Below are 15800 nucleotides of genomic sequence, written 5' to 3' on the forward strand. Positions count from 1 at the left end.
CCGCTACGAAGCGACCGTGCTGGTCGCAGCCATCAACGAGTGGCTGTGACCAGCACTTTCACAACAGACCCTAGCCGCCTCAGGCCCCGGTGGCCATGTCGTACGTGACCCACATCGTGCGCGTGGCCACCTGGTCGTACTTGGAGCGGGCGCGGTGGTTGTCGTCGGCCGTGATCCAGCGGACGACGCTCCAGCCGCGCTCCGCGCCGATCCCGCGCAGCGCGGCGAGCAGCAGATCGGCGGCGCCGGTGCCCCGGCTCGCCGGGTCCACGAACAGGTCGTCGAGCCAGCCGCCGACCGACGCGGAGAGCGGCCGGGCGAAGGCCCGGAAGTGCGCGAGCCCCACGAGCCGTCCGTCGGCCCCCTCCGCCACCAGTCCCTCCACCTCGTGGCCGGCGTCGTGGAGCCACGACCAGACGAGCGCCGCCGCCTCCTCGCTCTGCTCGACCCGGTAGAAGTCGGCGTAGCCCCGGTACAGGGCGCGCCACTGCGCGAAGTCGTCCTCCCGGACCGGACGTACCCGGACGGCGGCGTCGGCGGCGACGGACATGAACGTTCACTCTCCTCGTGCTGTGTTCCCCGCACCGCGTGCCGTGGTGCGGGGAACAGTGGATCACGCCGGTCGGGGCGCGGACCGAGTGGGGCGGGGGCGGCCGGGGCACGCTTCCGGTGCCGCCGGGAGGGCCGCGTCCCGCCCGTCCGGGCGCCCGGCAGCATCCGAGGAACCGAGGTGAGGATCCGCGTTGGCGACCGACCGCTACGGCAACACCCTGTACGCCTGCACCCCCGAGGGGGCCGCACATCTGGACCGGGCCGTGGAGGCCCTGCTCTTCTTCCGGCCCGAGGTGACCCCGGCCGTCGCGGACGCCCTCGCGGCGAGCCCCGGCTCGCCCGACGCCCAGGCCTTCGCCGCCTATCTGGGTGTGCTCGGCACCGAGCACACCGCCGCCGCGGCGGCCCGGACCCGCTTCGAGGGCTTCCTCGCCGGCTGCGACACCTCCGCGCTGCCCGCGCGCGAGCGGTTGCACCTGGCCGCCGCCGGCGCCTGTCTCGCCGGGGACCTGCACGGAGCGGGCGACCTCCTGGAGGAGCTGTCCCTCGCGTACCCGAGGGACGTCCTCGCCCTCTTCGCCGGACACCAGCTGGACTTCCTCACCGGCGACGCCGTCCGGCTGCGGGACCGGATCGGCGGCGCCCTGTCGGCGTGGGGGAGGGCCGACGAGCACCGGGGGCCGCTGCTCGGCATGTACGCCTTCGGCCTGGAGGAGTCGGGCCACTACCGGCGCGCGGAGGAGACGGGGCTCGCGGCGGTCGAGCGGCACCCGGGGGACGTGTGGGCGGTGCACGCGATGGCCCACGTGTACGAGATGCAGGGCCGGGTCGCCGAGGGCGTCGCCTTCCTCGACGACCGCGCGGACGACTGGACGCGGGGCAACTACCTGACGGTGCACAACTGGTGGCACTACGCGCTGTACGCCCTGGAGGCGGGTGCGGAGGAGACCGCGCTGCGCGTCCACGACGCGGCCGTCCACCACGAGGGGTCGGCGGGGCTCGCCATGGAACTCCTCGACGCCGCCGCCCTGTTGTGGCGGCTGCGGCTCGCGGGCCGGGAGGAGCCGGAGCGCTGGGCGCGGCTCGCCGACGCCTGGGCCGCACGGGCCGATCCGCCGTTCTACGCCTTCAACGACGCCCACGCGGTGATGGCGTACGTCGGGGCGGGCCGGCTCGCGGAGGCGGAGGCGCTGGTGGCCGACCGCCGCCGCTGGCTGGCCGACGGCGAGGGCGCGGGGGAGCGGCTTGCCCTCTCCAACCACGCCATGACGGCCCAGATCGGTCTCCCGGTCTGCGAGGCGCTGCTGGCGCAGGGGCGCGGCGACCACGCCGCCGTGGTGGAGCTGCTCTGGCCGCTGCGGCGCCGGATCCAGGTCTTCGGCGGCAGCCACGCCCAGCGCGACGCCGTCCAGCGCACCCTCCTCGAATCGGCGCTCGCCGCCGGGGAGCACGACCGGGCACGGCTCCTGCTGAGCGAGCGGGACGGGCTGCGGCCCGACAGCCCGTACAACTGGCTGGGAAGGGCGCGGCTGGCCGACGCGATCGGTGACGCGGCGCTCGCGGCGGTGGCGCGCGAGCGGGCGGAGGGCGCGGCGAAGGGGCTGAGGCCGACGGCGCCTGGGCTCGGAGCCGTGCCGAACTCGCCGCGCTGACCGGCGGGTTCGGCCCTGGACGAGAGGGCCGGGCGTCCCCCTCCCCCCGTTCCCCCGCGGAGGGGGGCGCCCGGCCGTCGCAACTGACCCGTGCACAGGGCTTGTCAGTGCAATTTCACATTACTATGTTACCGCTCGTGCGGCGGACGGCCGTCTGCCCGTCAACTCGCGTTCGGATTCCGCCGATCGGCCGCACGCCCCCCCTCATCCCCACCCGCATCCAGGAGACCTCGTGTCCCAGCACAGAGTCGTGCGCTCCTCCCTCCTCGCCACCGCGATCGCGGTGACCCTCGTGGCCTCCGCCGGCCAGGCGGCCACGCAGGCCGCCGAGCCGCCCGCCCCGCGCGCCGCCGCCTCCGCCGTGCCGGGAGCCTTCGCGCCCGCCGCCGCCGAGCCGAACCCCTTCGACGAGGTGGAGCGTTTCGCCGAGGCCCGTACCGCCACGCCCGCCCCGGCTCCCGCCCCCGGCGGCACCGGCGACACCAAGGCCCGCGTCCCCGGTCAGGCGAAGAAGGCGGCCGAGGCCACGGCCGAGCGGGGCACGGTCCGGGCGGCCCCCGCCGTCACCGTCGCCGGCGTGCCCTGCACCCTCGACGGCGTCACCGGCCTCTCCCCGGCGGCCTTCGCGGACTTCCTCGCCGACCCGGCCGTCACCGCCGACGGCTGTCTGAGCGGCCTCCTCTGGAGCTGGGACGCCCGCCTCGCCCCGGTCATGTCCGACGCCCACGTGCAGGCCGTCGCCCAGCGCATATCCGGCCTGGCCGCCGCCCACGACGGCCGCAACTCCTCCCACCTGGAGGAGATGTTCACCTATCTCCACGCCGTCGCCTACCACGACTTCTCCCGCGACGAGATCGACGTCACCGACGCCCCGACCGTCGACGCCGTCCGCCGCGCCATCGCCGCCTTCGGCTCCGCCGCCCGCACCTTCGACGTCACCGCGTCCAACGCCCGCACCCTCCGCGAGGCCCTCTACGCCGGCAGCGCCCCCGGTCTGCGCCAGCACCAGCTCGGCCTCATCGCCAAGGTGCTCGCCACCATGGACCCGGCCCACCCCGCCACGAACCTGGACCCGTCCTGGGCGGGCGCCGCCCTCGCCGGACTGTCCGTCAACTACCTGGGGATCCACTCCGGCAACCGGGACACCGCCTTCCACGCCGCCGTCGCCGCCGACCCCGGCTACCGTGCCGTCTTCAAGGCCTTCGCCGGCCACACCCACCTCAAGGGCACCGCCAACGCCTGGGTCGCCCGCGACGCGCTGAGCGAGTACGGGCGCTTCGGCGAGGTCGCGGGCCTGCGGAACGGGATCGTCGCCGACCTCGGCGCGATGATCGGCCCCGTCGAGCGGGCCTGGGGCTCCGGCAGCCAGCCCTGGGCCAAGATCGTGTCCTGGCTGAACGTCTACGACGCCTGCGCCCCGTACGGCGTCTGCAAGGCCGACATAGAGGCCCGCATCTTCCCGTACACCTACACCTACGACACCGGAACCGGCGCCGCCCTCAAGGTCCGCACCGGTCTCGACCGCGCCACCGTCGACCAGCTGTACTACGCGAGCAAGCAGGTCAAGGCGCAGTTCCACCGGGTGGTCGGCAGCGAGCGGCCGCTGGCCGGCGACCCCAACACCACCCTGAACATCGTCCTGTACGGCTCCCGGGCCGACTACGAGAACTACCACCCGATCCTGACCGGGTACGACACGAACAACGGCGGCATCTACATCGAGAACGGCGCCACCTTCTACACGTACCAGCGCCGCGTCCCGCAGGACTCCTCCCTCACCCTGGAGGAGCTGTTCCGCCACGAGTACACCCACTACCTCAACGGGCGCTTCGCCGTCCCCGGCTTCTTCGGCCAGGGGCCGTGGTACCAGGGCGACCGGACCACCTTCATGGACGAGGGCACCGCCGAGTTCTTCGACGGCGCCACCCGGGACGACGGCATCGCCGTCCGCAAGTCCCTGGTCCGGAGCATCATCGACGACACGGCCGGCGGCGGCCCGCGGATGAGCCTCCGTCAGATCCTGCACGCCACCTACGACGGCGACGGCTTCCGCTTCTACAGCTACGCGGGCACCTTCTTCGAGTTCCTGTGGACCGAGCGCCCCTCCCTGATCCGCGAGATGTACACCCGCCTGCGGAACGACGACGTCGCCGGCTACGACGCCTGGCGGGAGCGGCTCAGCTCCGACGCCGCCCTCCAGCGGGCGTACGACCGCTTCCTGGACGCGCAGATCGCCCAGGTCGACCGGCTGTTCGTGCCGAACACCACGTACGTCCCCAACGCGCAGCTCACGTACTCGACCGTCGCCGGGGTGAAGGCGGCCTTCGCCAACGCCACGTACAACACCCCGGACTGCGTCGAGAACGGCGAGCCCGGCAAGCGCCGCTTCGTCTGCACCGGCCGGATCACGGCGAACCTGTCGAACGCGGGCAGCGACGACCAGAACTTCAAGGACATGTCCGAGACCGTCGACTACTTCCTCCTCGACCGCGCGGGCGAGGCGCTGAACAACCTGGCCGACATGAACTGCAGCTTCGGACCGATCGGCATCTGGTCCAACCGGGTCGCCGGCACCTCGGACTTCCGCTGCGAGGGCCCCCTGCGCAGCTGACCGGAAGACCGTCCCGCCCAGGGGCCGCCGGCCCCTGGGCAGCGCCTGAAGAATGTGACATATTACTGCCGTGCCCAACAGACACTCCCCGGACGTCGTGATCATCGGCGCAGGCGTCGTCGGAGCCGCCTGCGCGTACTACGCGGCGCGCTCCGGACTCACCGTCGCCGTGGTCGACCGCGGTCCCGTCGCGGGCGGCACCACCGGCGCCGGGGAAGGCAATCTGCTCGTCTCCGACAAGGAGGCGGGCCCCGAGCTCGACCTCGCGCTGCTGTCCACGAGACTCTGGCGCGAACTCTCCGCGGCACTCCCGCCGGAGACCGAGTACGAGCCCAAGGGCGGGCTCGTCGTGGCGCCCGACGAGCCCGCCCTCCAGGCCCTCCGCACCTTCGCGGAGGGCCAGCGGAAGGCCGGCGTCACCGCCGCCGAGATCCCCGCCGACCGGCTCGCCGACCTCGAACCCCACCTCGCCCCCGGCCTCGCCGGCGGCTTCCACTACCCGCAGGACGCCCAGGTGCAGCCCGCCCAGGCCGCCGCCCGGCTGCTCGCCGCCTCCGGCGCCGCGCTCCACCTCGGCGAGGAGGTCACCGCGATCCTCCGCGGCCCGGCCGGCGCCGTCCGCGGGGTGCGCACCCCGCGCCGCGAACTCCTCGCCCCCGCCGTCGTCAACGCCGCCGGCACCTGGGGCGGCGAGGCCGCCCGGCTCGCCGGCGTCCACCTCCCCGTGCTGCCCCGCCGGGGCTTCGTCCTCGTCACCGAACCCCTCCCGAGGGTCGTCCGCCACAAGGTCTACGCCGCCGACTACATCGCCGACGTGGCCAGCGGCTCCGCCGCCCTCCAGTCCTCCGCCGTCGTCGAGGGCACCCCCGGCGGCCCGGTCCTCATCGGCGCCACCCGCGAACGCGTCGGCTTCGACCGCTCGCTCTCCACCGAGGCCCTGCGCCGGCTCGCCGCCCAGGCCACCGCGCTCTTCCCGGTCCTCGCCGGCGTCCAGGTGCTCCGCGCCTACCACGGCTTCCGCCCCTACCTCCCCGACCACCTGCCGGCGATCGGCCCCGACCCGCGGGTCCCCGGCCTCCACCACGCCTGCGGCCACGAAGGGGCCGGCATCGGCCTGGCCCCCGCCACCGGCGCCCTGGTCGCCGCCGCCCTCACCGGCGCCGAGCCCCCGCTCGACCCGGCGCCCTTCCGCCCCGAGCGCGACTTCGGCCCCGCCGACGCCCCGACCCAGGAGCAGCAGAGTTGAGCCGCCGCACCCCGCGCGCCCTCGTCGGCGGCGCGCCCCAGGAGACCTTCACCTTCCGCTTCGACGGCCGGGACGTCCCGGCCGCCGCCGGCCAGACCGTCGCCGCCGCCCTGTGGGGCGCGGGCATCCTCGCCTGGCGCACCACCCGGCGCGGCGGCGAACCCCGCGGCGCCTTCTGCGGGATCGGCCAGTGCTTCGACTGCCTCGTCACCGTCGACGGCACCCCCAACCGCCGCGCCTGCCTCGTCCCCGCCCGCCCCGGCGGCCTCGTCACCAGCCAGGAGGGAACCGGCCATGACGACCTCGCCGTCTGACCCCGCCGCGGGCGCCGGCCCCGCAGCCGACCTCGCCGTCGTCGGCGCCGGGCCCGCCGGACTCGCCGCCGCCGTCACCGCCGCCGCGCTCGGCCTCACCGTCACCCTGCTCGACGCGGGAGCCCGCCCCGGCGGCCAGTACTACCGTCACCCCGACCCGGCCCTCGGCGCCACCCGCCCCCAGGCCCTGCACCACGACTGGAAGGCGTTCACGGGCCGCGAGGCCGAACTGCGCGCCTACGAACGAGCCGGACGCGTACGTCATCTGCCGAACCGTCAGGTGTGGAGCGTTACCGGCTCCGGCGCCGACTGGACCGTCCACTCCCGCACCGACGACGAGGCCGGGCAGCCGGTACGCGCCCGCGCCGTGCTGTTCGCCACCGGGGCGTACGAGCGGCAGCTCCCCTTCCCCGGCTGGACCCTGCCCGGAGTCGTCGGCGCCGGGGGAGCGCAGGCCATGCTGAAGAGCGGGCTCGTGCTGCCCGGGACGGGGGTGCCCCCCGCTCGAGCGAAGCCGAGAGCTCGGGGGAGGGTGGTGGTCGCGGGCAGCGGGCCGCTGCTGCTCGCCGTCGCCGCCTCGCTGGCCGCCGCGGGCGCCCGGGTGCCCGCCGTCGTCGAGGCCGCCGGGTACGGCCCGTACGCCCGCCACACCGGAACCCTGCTGCGCAACCCGGCCAAACTCGCCGAAGGCGCCCGCTACGGAGGCGCGTTGCTCCGCCACCGGGTCCGGCCGCTGCTCCGGCACGCGGTCGTCGAGGCGCACGGCACCGACCGCGTCGAGGCGGTGACCGTCGCCCGGCTCGACCACGACTGGCGTCCCCTGCCCGGCACCGGCCGCCGCATCCCCTGCGACGCGCTCGCCGTCGGCCACGGCCTGGTCCCCGAACTCTCCCTCGCCACCGCCCTCGGCTGCGCCACCCGCACCGCCGCCGACGGCACCGCCGCCCTCGTCCTCACTCCCGGACTGCGCACCTCGGTGCCCGGCGTCTGGGCGGCGGGCGAGACCGGCGGCATCGGCGGCGCGCAACTCGCCCTCACCGAGGGCGAGATCGCCGCCCACTCGATCGCCGGACGGGCCGTCCCGGCCGCCCTCGTCCGGCGCCGCGCCCGGCTGCGGGCCTTCGCCGACGCGATGGGCGCCGCCCACCGGCCCGGCGGCGGATGGACCGGCTGGCTCCCCGAGGAGACCGCCGTCTGCCGCTGCGAGGAGGTGCCGGCCGGGCGGATCCGCGAGGCGGTGGAGGAGCTGGGCGCCACCGACGCCCGCACCGTCAAGCTGCTGACCCGCGCCGGGATGGGCTGGTGCCAGGGCCGCGTGTGCGGTCCGGCGGTGGCCGCGCTCGCCGGCGGCGGACCCGCCGCCGACCGACGCCCGCTGGCCTGCCCCGTACGCCTCGGAGAGCTCGCGGAACTCCCCGTCGACTAGCCCCTTTCCGCGGCGACCGCACTCTTGTGGCCGCCGTACGCCCCTTAGTAAAATGTCACACACTACAAAGGAGTACGTCACCATGCCCGACACCCGCACCCGCCCCTGGCACGGCATCATGGTCGCCACCACGCTGCCGCTGCGCGAGGACCTCTCCGTCGACCTCGACGCCTACGCCGAGCACGTCCGGTGGCTGATCGCCCACGGCTGCGACGGCGTCGTGCCCAACGGCTCCCTCGGCGAGTACCAGACCCTCACCGACGCCGAGCGCGCCGCGGTCGTCCGCACCGCCGTCGCCGCCGCGGGCGACGGCACCCGCGTCATGGCCGGCGTCGCCGCCTACGGCTCCGCCGAGTCCCGCCGCTGGGCCGAGCAGGCCGCCGAGGCCGGCGCCGGATCCGTCCTCCTCCTGCCGCCCAACGCCTACCGCGCCGACGAGGCCTCCGTCCGCGCCCACTACGCCGAGGTCGCCCGGGCGGGGCTGCCGGTCGTCGCCTACAACAACCCCATCGACACCAAGGTCGACCTCACCCCCGCCCTCCTCGCCACGCTCCACGCCGACGGCACCGTCGTCGCCGTCAAGGAGTTCAGCGGCGACGTCCGCCGCGCCTACGAGATCGCCGAACTCGCCCCCGGACTCGACCTCCTCGCCGGCGCCGACGACGTCCTCCTGGAACTGGCCCTCGCGGGCGCCGTCGGCTGGATCGGCGGCTACCCCAACGCCCTCCCCGAGTCCGCCGCCACCCTCTACCGCGCCGCCGTCGCCGGCGACCTCGCCACCGCGCTCCCGCTCTACAAGGCCCTGCACAGCCTCTACCGCTGGGACTCCAGGACCGAGTTCGTCCAGGCCATCAAGCTCTCCATGGACATCGCCGGCCGGCCCGGCGGACCCACCCGCGCGCCGCGCCTGCCGCTCACCGGCGCCGTCGAGGCCGCCGTCCGCGCCGCCACCGAGAAGGTCCTCGCCGAAGGCCTCCGCTGACCCGAGGGGAGAGACACAGCCCATGCGCACCCGACACGTCTACCACGCGGTGGACTCCCACACCGAGGGCATGCCCACCCGGGTGATCACCGGCGGAGTGGGGGTGATCCCCGGCGCCACCATGGCCGAGAAGCGGCTCCACTTCCTCGAACACCGCGACTCCCTGCGCACCCTGCTCATGTACGAGCCGCGCGGCCACGCCGCCATGAGCGGCGCGATCCTCCAGCCCCCGACCCGGCCCGACGCCGACTACGGAGTCCTCTTCGTCGAGGTCTCCGGCCTGCTCCCGATGTGCGGCCACGGCACCATCGGCGTCGCCACCGTCCTCGTCGAGACCGGCATGGTCCCGGTCGTCGAACCGGTCACCACCGTCCGCCTCGACACCCCGGCCGGCCTCGTCTCCGCCGCCGTCCGCGTCGAGGACGGCGCCGCCCGCTCCGTCACCCTCACCAACGTCCCCGCCTTCAGCGCCGGACTCGACCTCAAGACAGAGGTCCCCGGCCACGGCACCGTCACCTACGACCTCGCCTACGGCGGCAACTTCTACGCCTTCGTGGAACTCGACGCCCTCGGCCTCCCCTTCGACCGCGCCCACAAGCAGGACCTGCTCACCGCCGGACTGGCGATCATGGACGCGATCAACGCGGGCGGCGACCGGCCCGTCCACCCCGAGGACCCCGCCGTCGCCGGCGTCAAGCACGTCTACCTCGCCGCCCCCGGCTCCGACGCCACCCGCTCCCGGCACGCCATGACCATCCACCCCGGCTGGTTCGACCGCTCCCCGTGCGGCACCGGCACCAGCGCCCGCATGGCCCAGCTGCACGCCCGCGGACAGCTGCCCCTCGACACCGACTTCGTCAACGAGTCCTTCATCGGCACCGAGTTCACCGGACGGCTCGTCGCCGAGACCACCGTCGGCGGCCGGCCCGCCGTCGTCCCGACCGTCACCGGACGCGCCTGGATCACCGGCACCGCCCAGTACTTCCTCGACCCCACCGACCCCTTCCCCGCCGGATTCCTGTTGTGACCGCCCTCCCCGCGGACGGGATCCGCGTCATCGACTACCACACCGCCGGCGAACCCTTCCGGATCGTCGCCGAAGGACTGCCGCCCGCCCCCGGCGACACCGTCGCCGAGCGGTGCGCCACCGCCGTCGGCCCCGGCGGCTCCGGCACCGCCCCCCGCCCCGGCCCCCTGGACGCGCTGCGCCGCCTCCTCGTCCAGGAGCCGCGCGGCCACGCCGGGATGTACGGCGGCTTCGTCGTCCCGCCCGACGACGACGGCGCCCACCTCGGCGTCCTCTTCTGGCACAAGGACGGCTTCTCCACCGCCTGCGGCCACGGCACCATGGCGCTCGCCGCCTGGGCCGTCGACAGCGGCCTCGTCCCGGCCGGCGACGGAGACCGGGACGTCCCGGTCCGCGTCGACGTGCCCTCCGGGCGGGTCACCGCCACCGTCCACCGGACCGCCGGCCGCACCACCGGCGTCACCTTCCGGAACGTGCCCGCCCGGGTCGCCGCCCGCAAGGTCCCCGTCGCCACCGGCCTCGGCATCGTCGAGGCCGACCTCGCCCACGCCGGCGCCTGCTACGCCTCCGTCCCCGCCCGCGACCTCGGCCTCACCGTGGACAGGGCGTCCCTGCCCGAACTCACCCGGGCGGGACGGGAGGTCCGCACCGCGCTCGCCGGCCACCCCGCCACCTGGCACCCCGACGGGCCGCTCCTCTCCGGCGTCTACGGCGTCGTCCTGTACGAGGACCTGCCCGACACCCCGCGGGGGCCGCGCCAGCGGAACGTCACCGTCTTCGCCGACGGCCAGATCGACCGCTCCCCGTGCGGCTCCGGCACCTCCGCCCGGCTCGCCCTCCTCGCCGACGAGGGCCGCCTGGAGGAAGGCCGGGTCCTCACCCACGAGTCCGTCGCCGGCACGGTCTTCACCGGCCGCGCCGTCCCCGGCGGCGACCCCGCCCGCGGACTCGTCACCGAGGTCACCGGCACCGCCCACCGCACCGGCACGGCGCACTTCACGCTCGACCCGCACGACCCGCTCGGCACGGGGTTCCTCCTGTGAGCTCCCCGCCGGTCCCGTACCTCGACGGCGGCGCCGTCACCCGGGCGCTCGCCCCGGCCGCCGCCGTCGAGGCGCTCGCCCGGGCCCTGCGGGACGGCCTCGACCCCGAGACCTGCCCGCCGCGCTCCGCCGTCCCCGTCCCGGCCGGCGAACTGCTGCTCATGCCGGCCGCCGCCGGAGGCTGGGCCGGGGTGAAGATCGCCGGGGTGGCGCCCGGCAACACCGCCCTCGGACTGCCCCGGATCACGGGCGGCTACCTCCTCCTCGACGGGGCCACCCTCAGGCCCCGCGCCCTCCTCGACGGCGCCGCGCTCACCGCGCTGCGCACCCCGGCCGTCTCGGCCCTGGCGGTCCGTCACCTCACGCCGCCGGACAGGCCGTTGAGGATGATGGTGTTCGGGTCGGGCCCGCAGGCGTACGGCCACGTCGAGGCGCTCCTCGCGGTGCGGAGGCTCGCCTCCGTCACCGTGGTCGCCCGCGATCCCCGCCGGGCCGAGGCGCTCGCCGCGCACGCCCGGGGGACCGGCGTCCCGGAGAGCCGTACCGGTACCGCCGACGAGGTGGCCGGGGCCGACCTGGTGGTCTGCTGCACCACCGCCCGCGCACCCCTCTTCGACGGACGGCGGGTGGCGCCGGGAACGGTGGTCGTCGCGGTCGGCTCGCACGAGCCGGACGCCCGCGAGACCGACACCGCGCTCGTGCGCCGCTCCGAGGTCTGGGTCGAGGCCCGCTCGGCGGCCCTCCGCGAGGCCGGCGACCTGCTGATCCCCGAGACGGAGGGGGCGATCGGACCCGGACACCTCACCGGCACGCTCGCCGACCTCGTCCGGGGCCCGGCCCCGCCCCCGCCCGGGCCCGCCCCCCGCCTCTTCAAGAGCGTGGGGATGGCCTGGCAGGATCTCGCCGTGGCCGTCGCGGTCCACCGGGCGGCCACCGGCGGAGAAACGTGACATTGTACGCTGGTCGCCCGCGGATCTCGGAGGAACGGCGTGGGTGACCTGAAGCAGCACAGTCTCATCAAGGCCCAGGAGCGGCTTCGCGACCAGGTGGGCCACGCGCTGCGCGCGGCGCTCACCGCCGGGGAGCTGAAGCCGGGCACCGTCTACTCGGCCCCCGGCCTCGCGGCCGAACTCGGCGTCTCCGCCACCCCGGTCCGCGAGGCCATGCTCGACCTGGCCCGCGAGGGCCTCGTCGAGCCGGTCCGCAACAAGGGCTTCCGGATCACCGAGGTCAGCGAGCGCGAGCTCGACCAGTGCACCGAGCTGCGCATGCTCATCGAGGTGCCCACGGTCGGCCGGGTCACCGAGACCGCGACCACCGAGGAACTGGAGGCGCTGCGCCCGCTGGCCGAGGAGATCGTCTCCAACGCCCGCGACCACAACCTCATCGGCTATCTGGAGGCGGACCGGCAGTTCCACCTCACCCTGCTCGGCCTGTCCGGCAACGACCGGCTGGTGGAGACCGTGAGTGACCTGCGCAAGCGGTCCCGGCTCTACGGCCTGACGGGGCTCGACGAGGCCGGCAAGCTGATCAGCTCCGCCGAGGAGCACGTCGAACTCCTCGACCTCATGCTCGCCCGGGACCGGGCGGGCGCCGAGGCGTGCATGATGCGCCACCTCGGCCACGTCCGCTCGCTCTGGGCCGAGGCCCGGGACGAGCCGGTCGAGCCGGCGGCCGGCGCGCTGCGCTCCGTCCGCGGGAACTGACGCCCCGGCACGCGCGAACGGCGCGCCGCCCTCCCCTCGGGGAGCGCGGCGCGCCGTTCGCGTGAGGCGCGGGCGGGGTCAGGCCGCCGGGGCCGGGAAGGTCGGGTACTCGACGCCCGAGACGTGCTGGACGACGCGGATGACCTGGCAGGAGTAGCCGAACTCGTTGTCGTACCACAGGTACAGGATCGCGTTGTCGCCGTCGACCTTGGTCGCGCCGGCGTCCACGATGGAGGCGTGGCGCGAGCCGACGAAGTCCATCGAGACGGCGTCGGGAGCCGTGGTGAAGTCGATCTGGCGCTTCAGCGGCGAGTGCAGCGAGACGTCGCGGAGGTACTCCAGGACCTCGTCGCGGGTGGTCTCGCGGCCCAGGCGCAGGCTGAGGATGGCGATCGAGACGTCCGGGACGGGGACGCGGATCGAGCTGCCCGTGATCGGGGCCTTCAGCTCCGGCAGCGCCTTGGCGACGGCCGAGGCGGCACCGGTCTCGGTGATCACCATGTTGAGCGGCGCGGAACGGCCGCGGCGGTCGGCCTTGTGGTAGTTGTCCAGCAGGTTCTGGTCGTTCGTGAACGAGTGGACGGTCTCCACGTGACCGCGCAGCACGCCGTACTCGTCGTCCATCGCCTTGAGCGGCGGGACGATGGCGTTGGTGGTGCAGGAGGCGCAGGAGAGGATCTGCTCGTCCGGCTTGATCGTGTCGTGGTTGACACCGTGCACGATGTTCGGCACGTCGCCCTTGCCGGGCGCGGTGAGGACGACCTTGTCGATGCCGGGGCGCAGGTGCTTGGAGAGGCCCTCGCGGTCCCGCCACTTGCCCGTGTTGTCGATCAGGATGGCGTTCTCGATGCCGTACGCCGTGTAGTCGACCTCGGAGGGGTCGTTGGCGTAGATGACCTTGATCGTGTTGCCGTTGGCGACGATGGAGCCGTTCGCCTCGTCGACGGTGATGGTGCCCTGGAACTGGCCGTGGATCGAGTCCCGGCGCAGCAGGGAGGCGCGCTTGACGAGATCCTGCTCGCCGCCGCCGCGCACGACGATGGCGCGCAGCCGCAGGCCGTTGCCCGAACCGGCCTTCTCGATGAGGAGGCGGGCGACGAGGCGGCCGATGCGGCCGAAGCCGTAGAGGACGACGTCCCGGCCGTCACGGCGCTCGATCTTGTTCGCACCCGTGGCGCCGGCGACGGCCTCCGCGGTGAACTCCTCGACCGTCAGGCCGCGCGAGTCGGCCTTGTACTCGGCGGCGAGCATGCCGATGTCGATCTGCGAGGGACCGAGGTCGAGCGTGGTGAGCGTCTGCAGGAAAGGCAGCGTCTCGGTGACCGAGAGCTCCTCGCCGGCGATCTGGCGGGCGAAGCGGTGCGTCTTGAGGATGCTGACGACCGACTTGTTCACCAGGGAGCGGCTGTGAACGAGGACGGTGACGTCCTGCTCACGGTGCAGCTTCCCGATGATCGGGATCATCGACTCCGCGATCTCCTCACGGTTCTTCCAGCTGGTGAACGAGTCATCATTGACAGTCACAAGAGTTATCTTTCGAGCTAGACGGCGCTCATATGGTAACCCGCAGCTCCTCGGCCCCCACAAGGGGGCCGAACGTCTGTCCGTCAGCTCACACTTCCGGTCCCCGGAACCGGTCGGCGACCAGCCGTCGCAGCTCCGCTGCCGATCGGGGCGCCAGCCGGTAGACGCCGTGGAGGCTGTTCGAGCGCATCAGCCTGCCGTCCTCCACGTACTTCAGGGTCCGCTCGCCCCGGCGGGAGGTGTAGGTCAGCCGCTCCAGCAGGTCGCCGGGGACCACGGTGTCGAAGGAGAGCGGCGAGCCCGGCGGGCCGAGCAGCACCTCCGTCACGAAGCCGGTCTTGAGCCGCCGCCAGTACAGGAGCTTCGCGTAGTCGTCGTCGTGGAGCTCGGAGCCCGCCTCCTCGTGGGTGAGGACGCGGGACACCTCCATCGACCCCAGCACATGGAGCCGGGTGCGGTGCGCCCGCACCGGGTAGACGGTGTCGCCGGGCCGCACCCCGGCCCGCACGAAGCTGGGCTGCGAGGCGTAGGGCCCGCCGAAGAGGACCGTCGGCCGCAGGCCCTCCTCCCCGGAGCGTTCCAGCTCCCGGCACAGCTCGTTGGTCCACAGGGTCGTATAGGAGTTCGCCACGGCAGCACCGTAGGGGCGGCCACCGACAGCGCCCGCCGCTCAGGCGAAGGCGTACGTCCGGAAGGTCTCGCGGACCCGCGCGAGCGGAGCCGGGTCGCGGGTCACGTACAGCCGGTTGGTGAGCAGCACGGCCCAGCGGGCGCGGGCGGGGGAGACCCACATCGCGGTGCCGGTGAAGCCGAAGTGCGCCCACACGTCGTCCGCGGGCCCGGTGCCGGGCGCCGGATGCCACAGGAGGCCGCGCGGCGGTTCGAGGACGCCCGTGCCGACGCGCAGGGAGGCGTCCGTCCAGGCGGGCGAGAAGGTGCCGGGCGGCGGGGAGAGCACCCCGCGCAGGAAGCGGCCGGTGTCCCCGGCCGTGGTGAAGACGCCGGCGATCCCGCACGCCCCGCCGAGGAGCCGGGCGGAGAAGTCGTGGACCGTGCCCCGCAGCCGGCGGCCGGTCTCCTCGTCGTACTCGGTGGGCGCGCAGCGGACGGCCTCCGCCGGCGGCAGCGGGCCCCAGCGGGTCTCCCGCATGCCCAGCGGCGCCCAGACCCGCTCGCGCGCGAGCTCGGCCAGCGGCCGGCCGGTCAGGTGCTCGGCCAGCCAGCCGAGGACGAGCGCGGCCCGGTCGGTGTACGCGACGGCCGCGCCGGGCGGGTGCCGCAGCGGCTCCGAGAGCACCCCGTCCCTGATGTCCTGCGGATCGGAGCCGTACAGGAAGCGCAGGTTGGCCCGGAGCGGCATCCCGGCTGTGTGGGTGAGCAGGTGGTGCGCGGTGACCCGGCCCACCGGCCGGCCGGCCGCCGCCGGCCAGAGGGTGCCGAGCGGTGCCGACAGGTCCAGCTTCCCCGCGTCCACGAGGGTCCCGGTCACCGCCCAGACCGTGAGGATCTTGGTGAGGCTGGCCACGTCGAAGAGGGTGTCCGGGCGGACCGGCTCCTCGGGCCGGGCCGGGTCGAGGACGCCGACCGCGCCGGCGGAGCGGGTGCCGGACGGATCGCCGACCGCCCACACGGCACCCGGACACACGCCGTCCTGGACCGCACCGGCCAGCAGCCGGGCGTAGGGGGGAAGGTCGCTGCGCTCCGCCACGGACTCCTC

At 74.7% G+C, this 15800-nt stretch carries 14 protein-coding genes; 10 read left to right on the top strand and 4 right to left on the bottom strand.

The window, feature by feature from the left end; genetic code table 11:
* Window positions 1-79: 79 nt before the first annotated feature.
* On the bottom strand, window positions 80-550 hold the full coding sequence (locus IE245_RS08540) for a GNAT family N-acetyltransferase (protein ID WP_189946160.1): 471 nt from the start codon (window positions 548-550) through the stop codon (window positions 80-82).
* A 193-nt stretch (window positions 551-743) separates the two neighbouring features.
* Here IE245_RS08540 and IE245_RS08545 point away from each other — a divergent pair, with 193 nt between their 5' ends.
* The 10 genes from IE245_RS08545 (at window position 744) to IE245_RS08590 (ending at window position 12559) form a co-directional block, all read left to right on the top strand.
* Complete coding sequence (locus IE245_RS08545) at window positions 744-2204, top strand: tetratricopeptide repeat protein (RefSeq protein ID WP_189946161.1); 1461 nt, start codon at window positions 744-746, stop codon at window positions 2202-2204.
* A gap of 232 nt (window positions 2205-2436) precedes the next feature.
* Window positions 2437-4815, top strand: coding sequence for a collagenase (locus IE245_RS08550; RefSeq protein WP_189946162.1), 2379 nt, complete (start codon window positions 2437-2439; stop codon window positions 4813-4815).
* 70 nt (window positions 4816-4885) lie between these two features.
* Window positions 4886-6061 (top strand): NAD(P)/FAD-dependent oxidoreductase, encoded by a 1176-nt coding sequence (locus IE245_RS08555; RefSeq protein WP_189946163.1) that lies wholly within the window; start codon window positions 4886-4888, stop codon window positions 6059-6061.
* Window positions 6058-6375: a (2Fe-2S)-binding protein gene (locus IE245_RS08560; RefSeq protein WP_189946164.1), complete on the top strand. Its 318-nt coding sequence runs from the start codon at window positions 6058-6060 to the stop codon at window positions 6373-6375. Before IE245_RS08555 ends, IE245_RS08560 begins: the two co-directional genes overlap by 4 nt.
* Entirely contained in the window at window positions 6356-7801 is a 1446-nt protein-coding gene (locus IE245_RS08565) for an FAD/NAD(P)-dependent oxidoreductase (RefSeq protein WP_189946165.1), read from the top strand. The genes IE245_RS08560 and IE245_RS08565 overlap by 20 nt, the downstream gene beginning before the upstream one ends.
* Before the next feature lie 82 nt (window positions 7802-7883).
* Complete coding sequence (locus IE245_RS08570) at window positions 7884-8783, top strand: dihydrodipicolinate synthase family protein (RefSeq protein WP_189946166.1); 900 nt, start codon at window positions 7884-7886, stop codon at window positions 8781-8783.
* A 22-nt stretch (window positions 8784-8805) separates the two neighbouring features.
* Window positions 8806-9810 carry a proline racemase family protein gene (locus IE245_RS08575; RefSeq protein ID WP_189946167.1) on the top strand — a complete coding sequence of 335 codons (1005 nt, stop codon included), beginning with the start codon at window positions 8806-8808 and terminating at the stop codon, window positions 9808-9810.
* On the top strand, window positions 9798-10853 hold the full coding sequence (locus IE245_RS08580) for a proline racemase family protein (protein WP_229851181.1): 1056 nt from the start codon (window positions 9798-9800) through the stop codon (window positions 10851-10853). The genes IE245_RS08575 and IE245_RS08580 overlap by 13 nt, the downstream gene beginning before the upstream one ends.
* Window positions 10850-11803 carry an ornithine cyclodeaminase family protein gene (locus IE245_RS08585; RefSeq protein ID WP_189946168.1) on the top strand — a complete coding sequence of 318 codons (954 nt, stop codon included), beginning with the start codon at window positions 10850-10852 and terminating at the stop codon, window positions 11801-11803. The genes IE245_RS08580 and IE245_RS08585 overlap by 4 nt, the downstream gene beginning before the upstream one ends.
* 39 nt (window positions 11804-11842) lie before the next feature.
* Complete coding sequence (locus IE245_RS08590; protein ID WP_189946169.1) at window positions 11843-12559, top strand: GntR family transcriptional regulator; 717 nt, start codon at window positions 11843-11845, stop codon at window positions 12557-12559.
* A 78-nt stretch (window positions 12560-12637) separates the two neighbouring features.
* Here IE245_RS08590 and IE245_RS08595 read toward each other — a convergent pair whose 3' ends face one another.
* The 3 genes from IE245_RS08595 to IE245_RS08605 form a co-directional block, all read right to left on the bottom strand.
* Window positions 12638-14083 carry a glyceraldehyde-3-phosphate dehydrogenase gene (locus tag IE245_RS08595; RefSeq protein WP_189946170.1) on the bottom strand — a complete coding sequence of 482 codons (1446 nt, stop codon included), beginning with the start codon at window positions 14081-14083 and terminating at the stop codon, window positions 12638-12640.
* A gap of 88 nt (window positions 14084-14171) precedes the next feature.
* Window positions 14172-14714: a hypothetical protein gene (locus IE245_RS08600; RefSeq protein WP_189946171.1), complete on the bottom strand. Its 543-nt coding sequence runs from the start codon at window positions 14712-14714 to the stop codon at window positions 14172-14174.
* A 39-nt stretch (window positions 14715-14753) separates the two neighbouring features.
* Window positions 14754-15791: a serine hydrolase domain-containing protein gene (locus IE245_RS08605; protein WP_189946172.1), complete on the bottom strand. Its 1038-nt coding sequence runs from the start codon at window positions 15789-15791 to the stop codon at window positions 14754-14756.
* Window positions 15792-15800: the final 9 nt, after the last annotated feature.

It is taken from the genome of Streptomyces roseolus, assembly GCF_014649855.1.
GTDB classification, from domain to species: domain Bacteria; phylum Actinomycetota; class Actinomycetes; order Streptomycetales; family Streptomycetaceae; genus Streptomyces; species Streptomyces roseolus.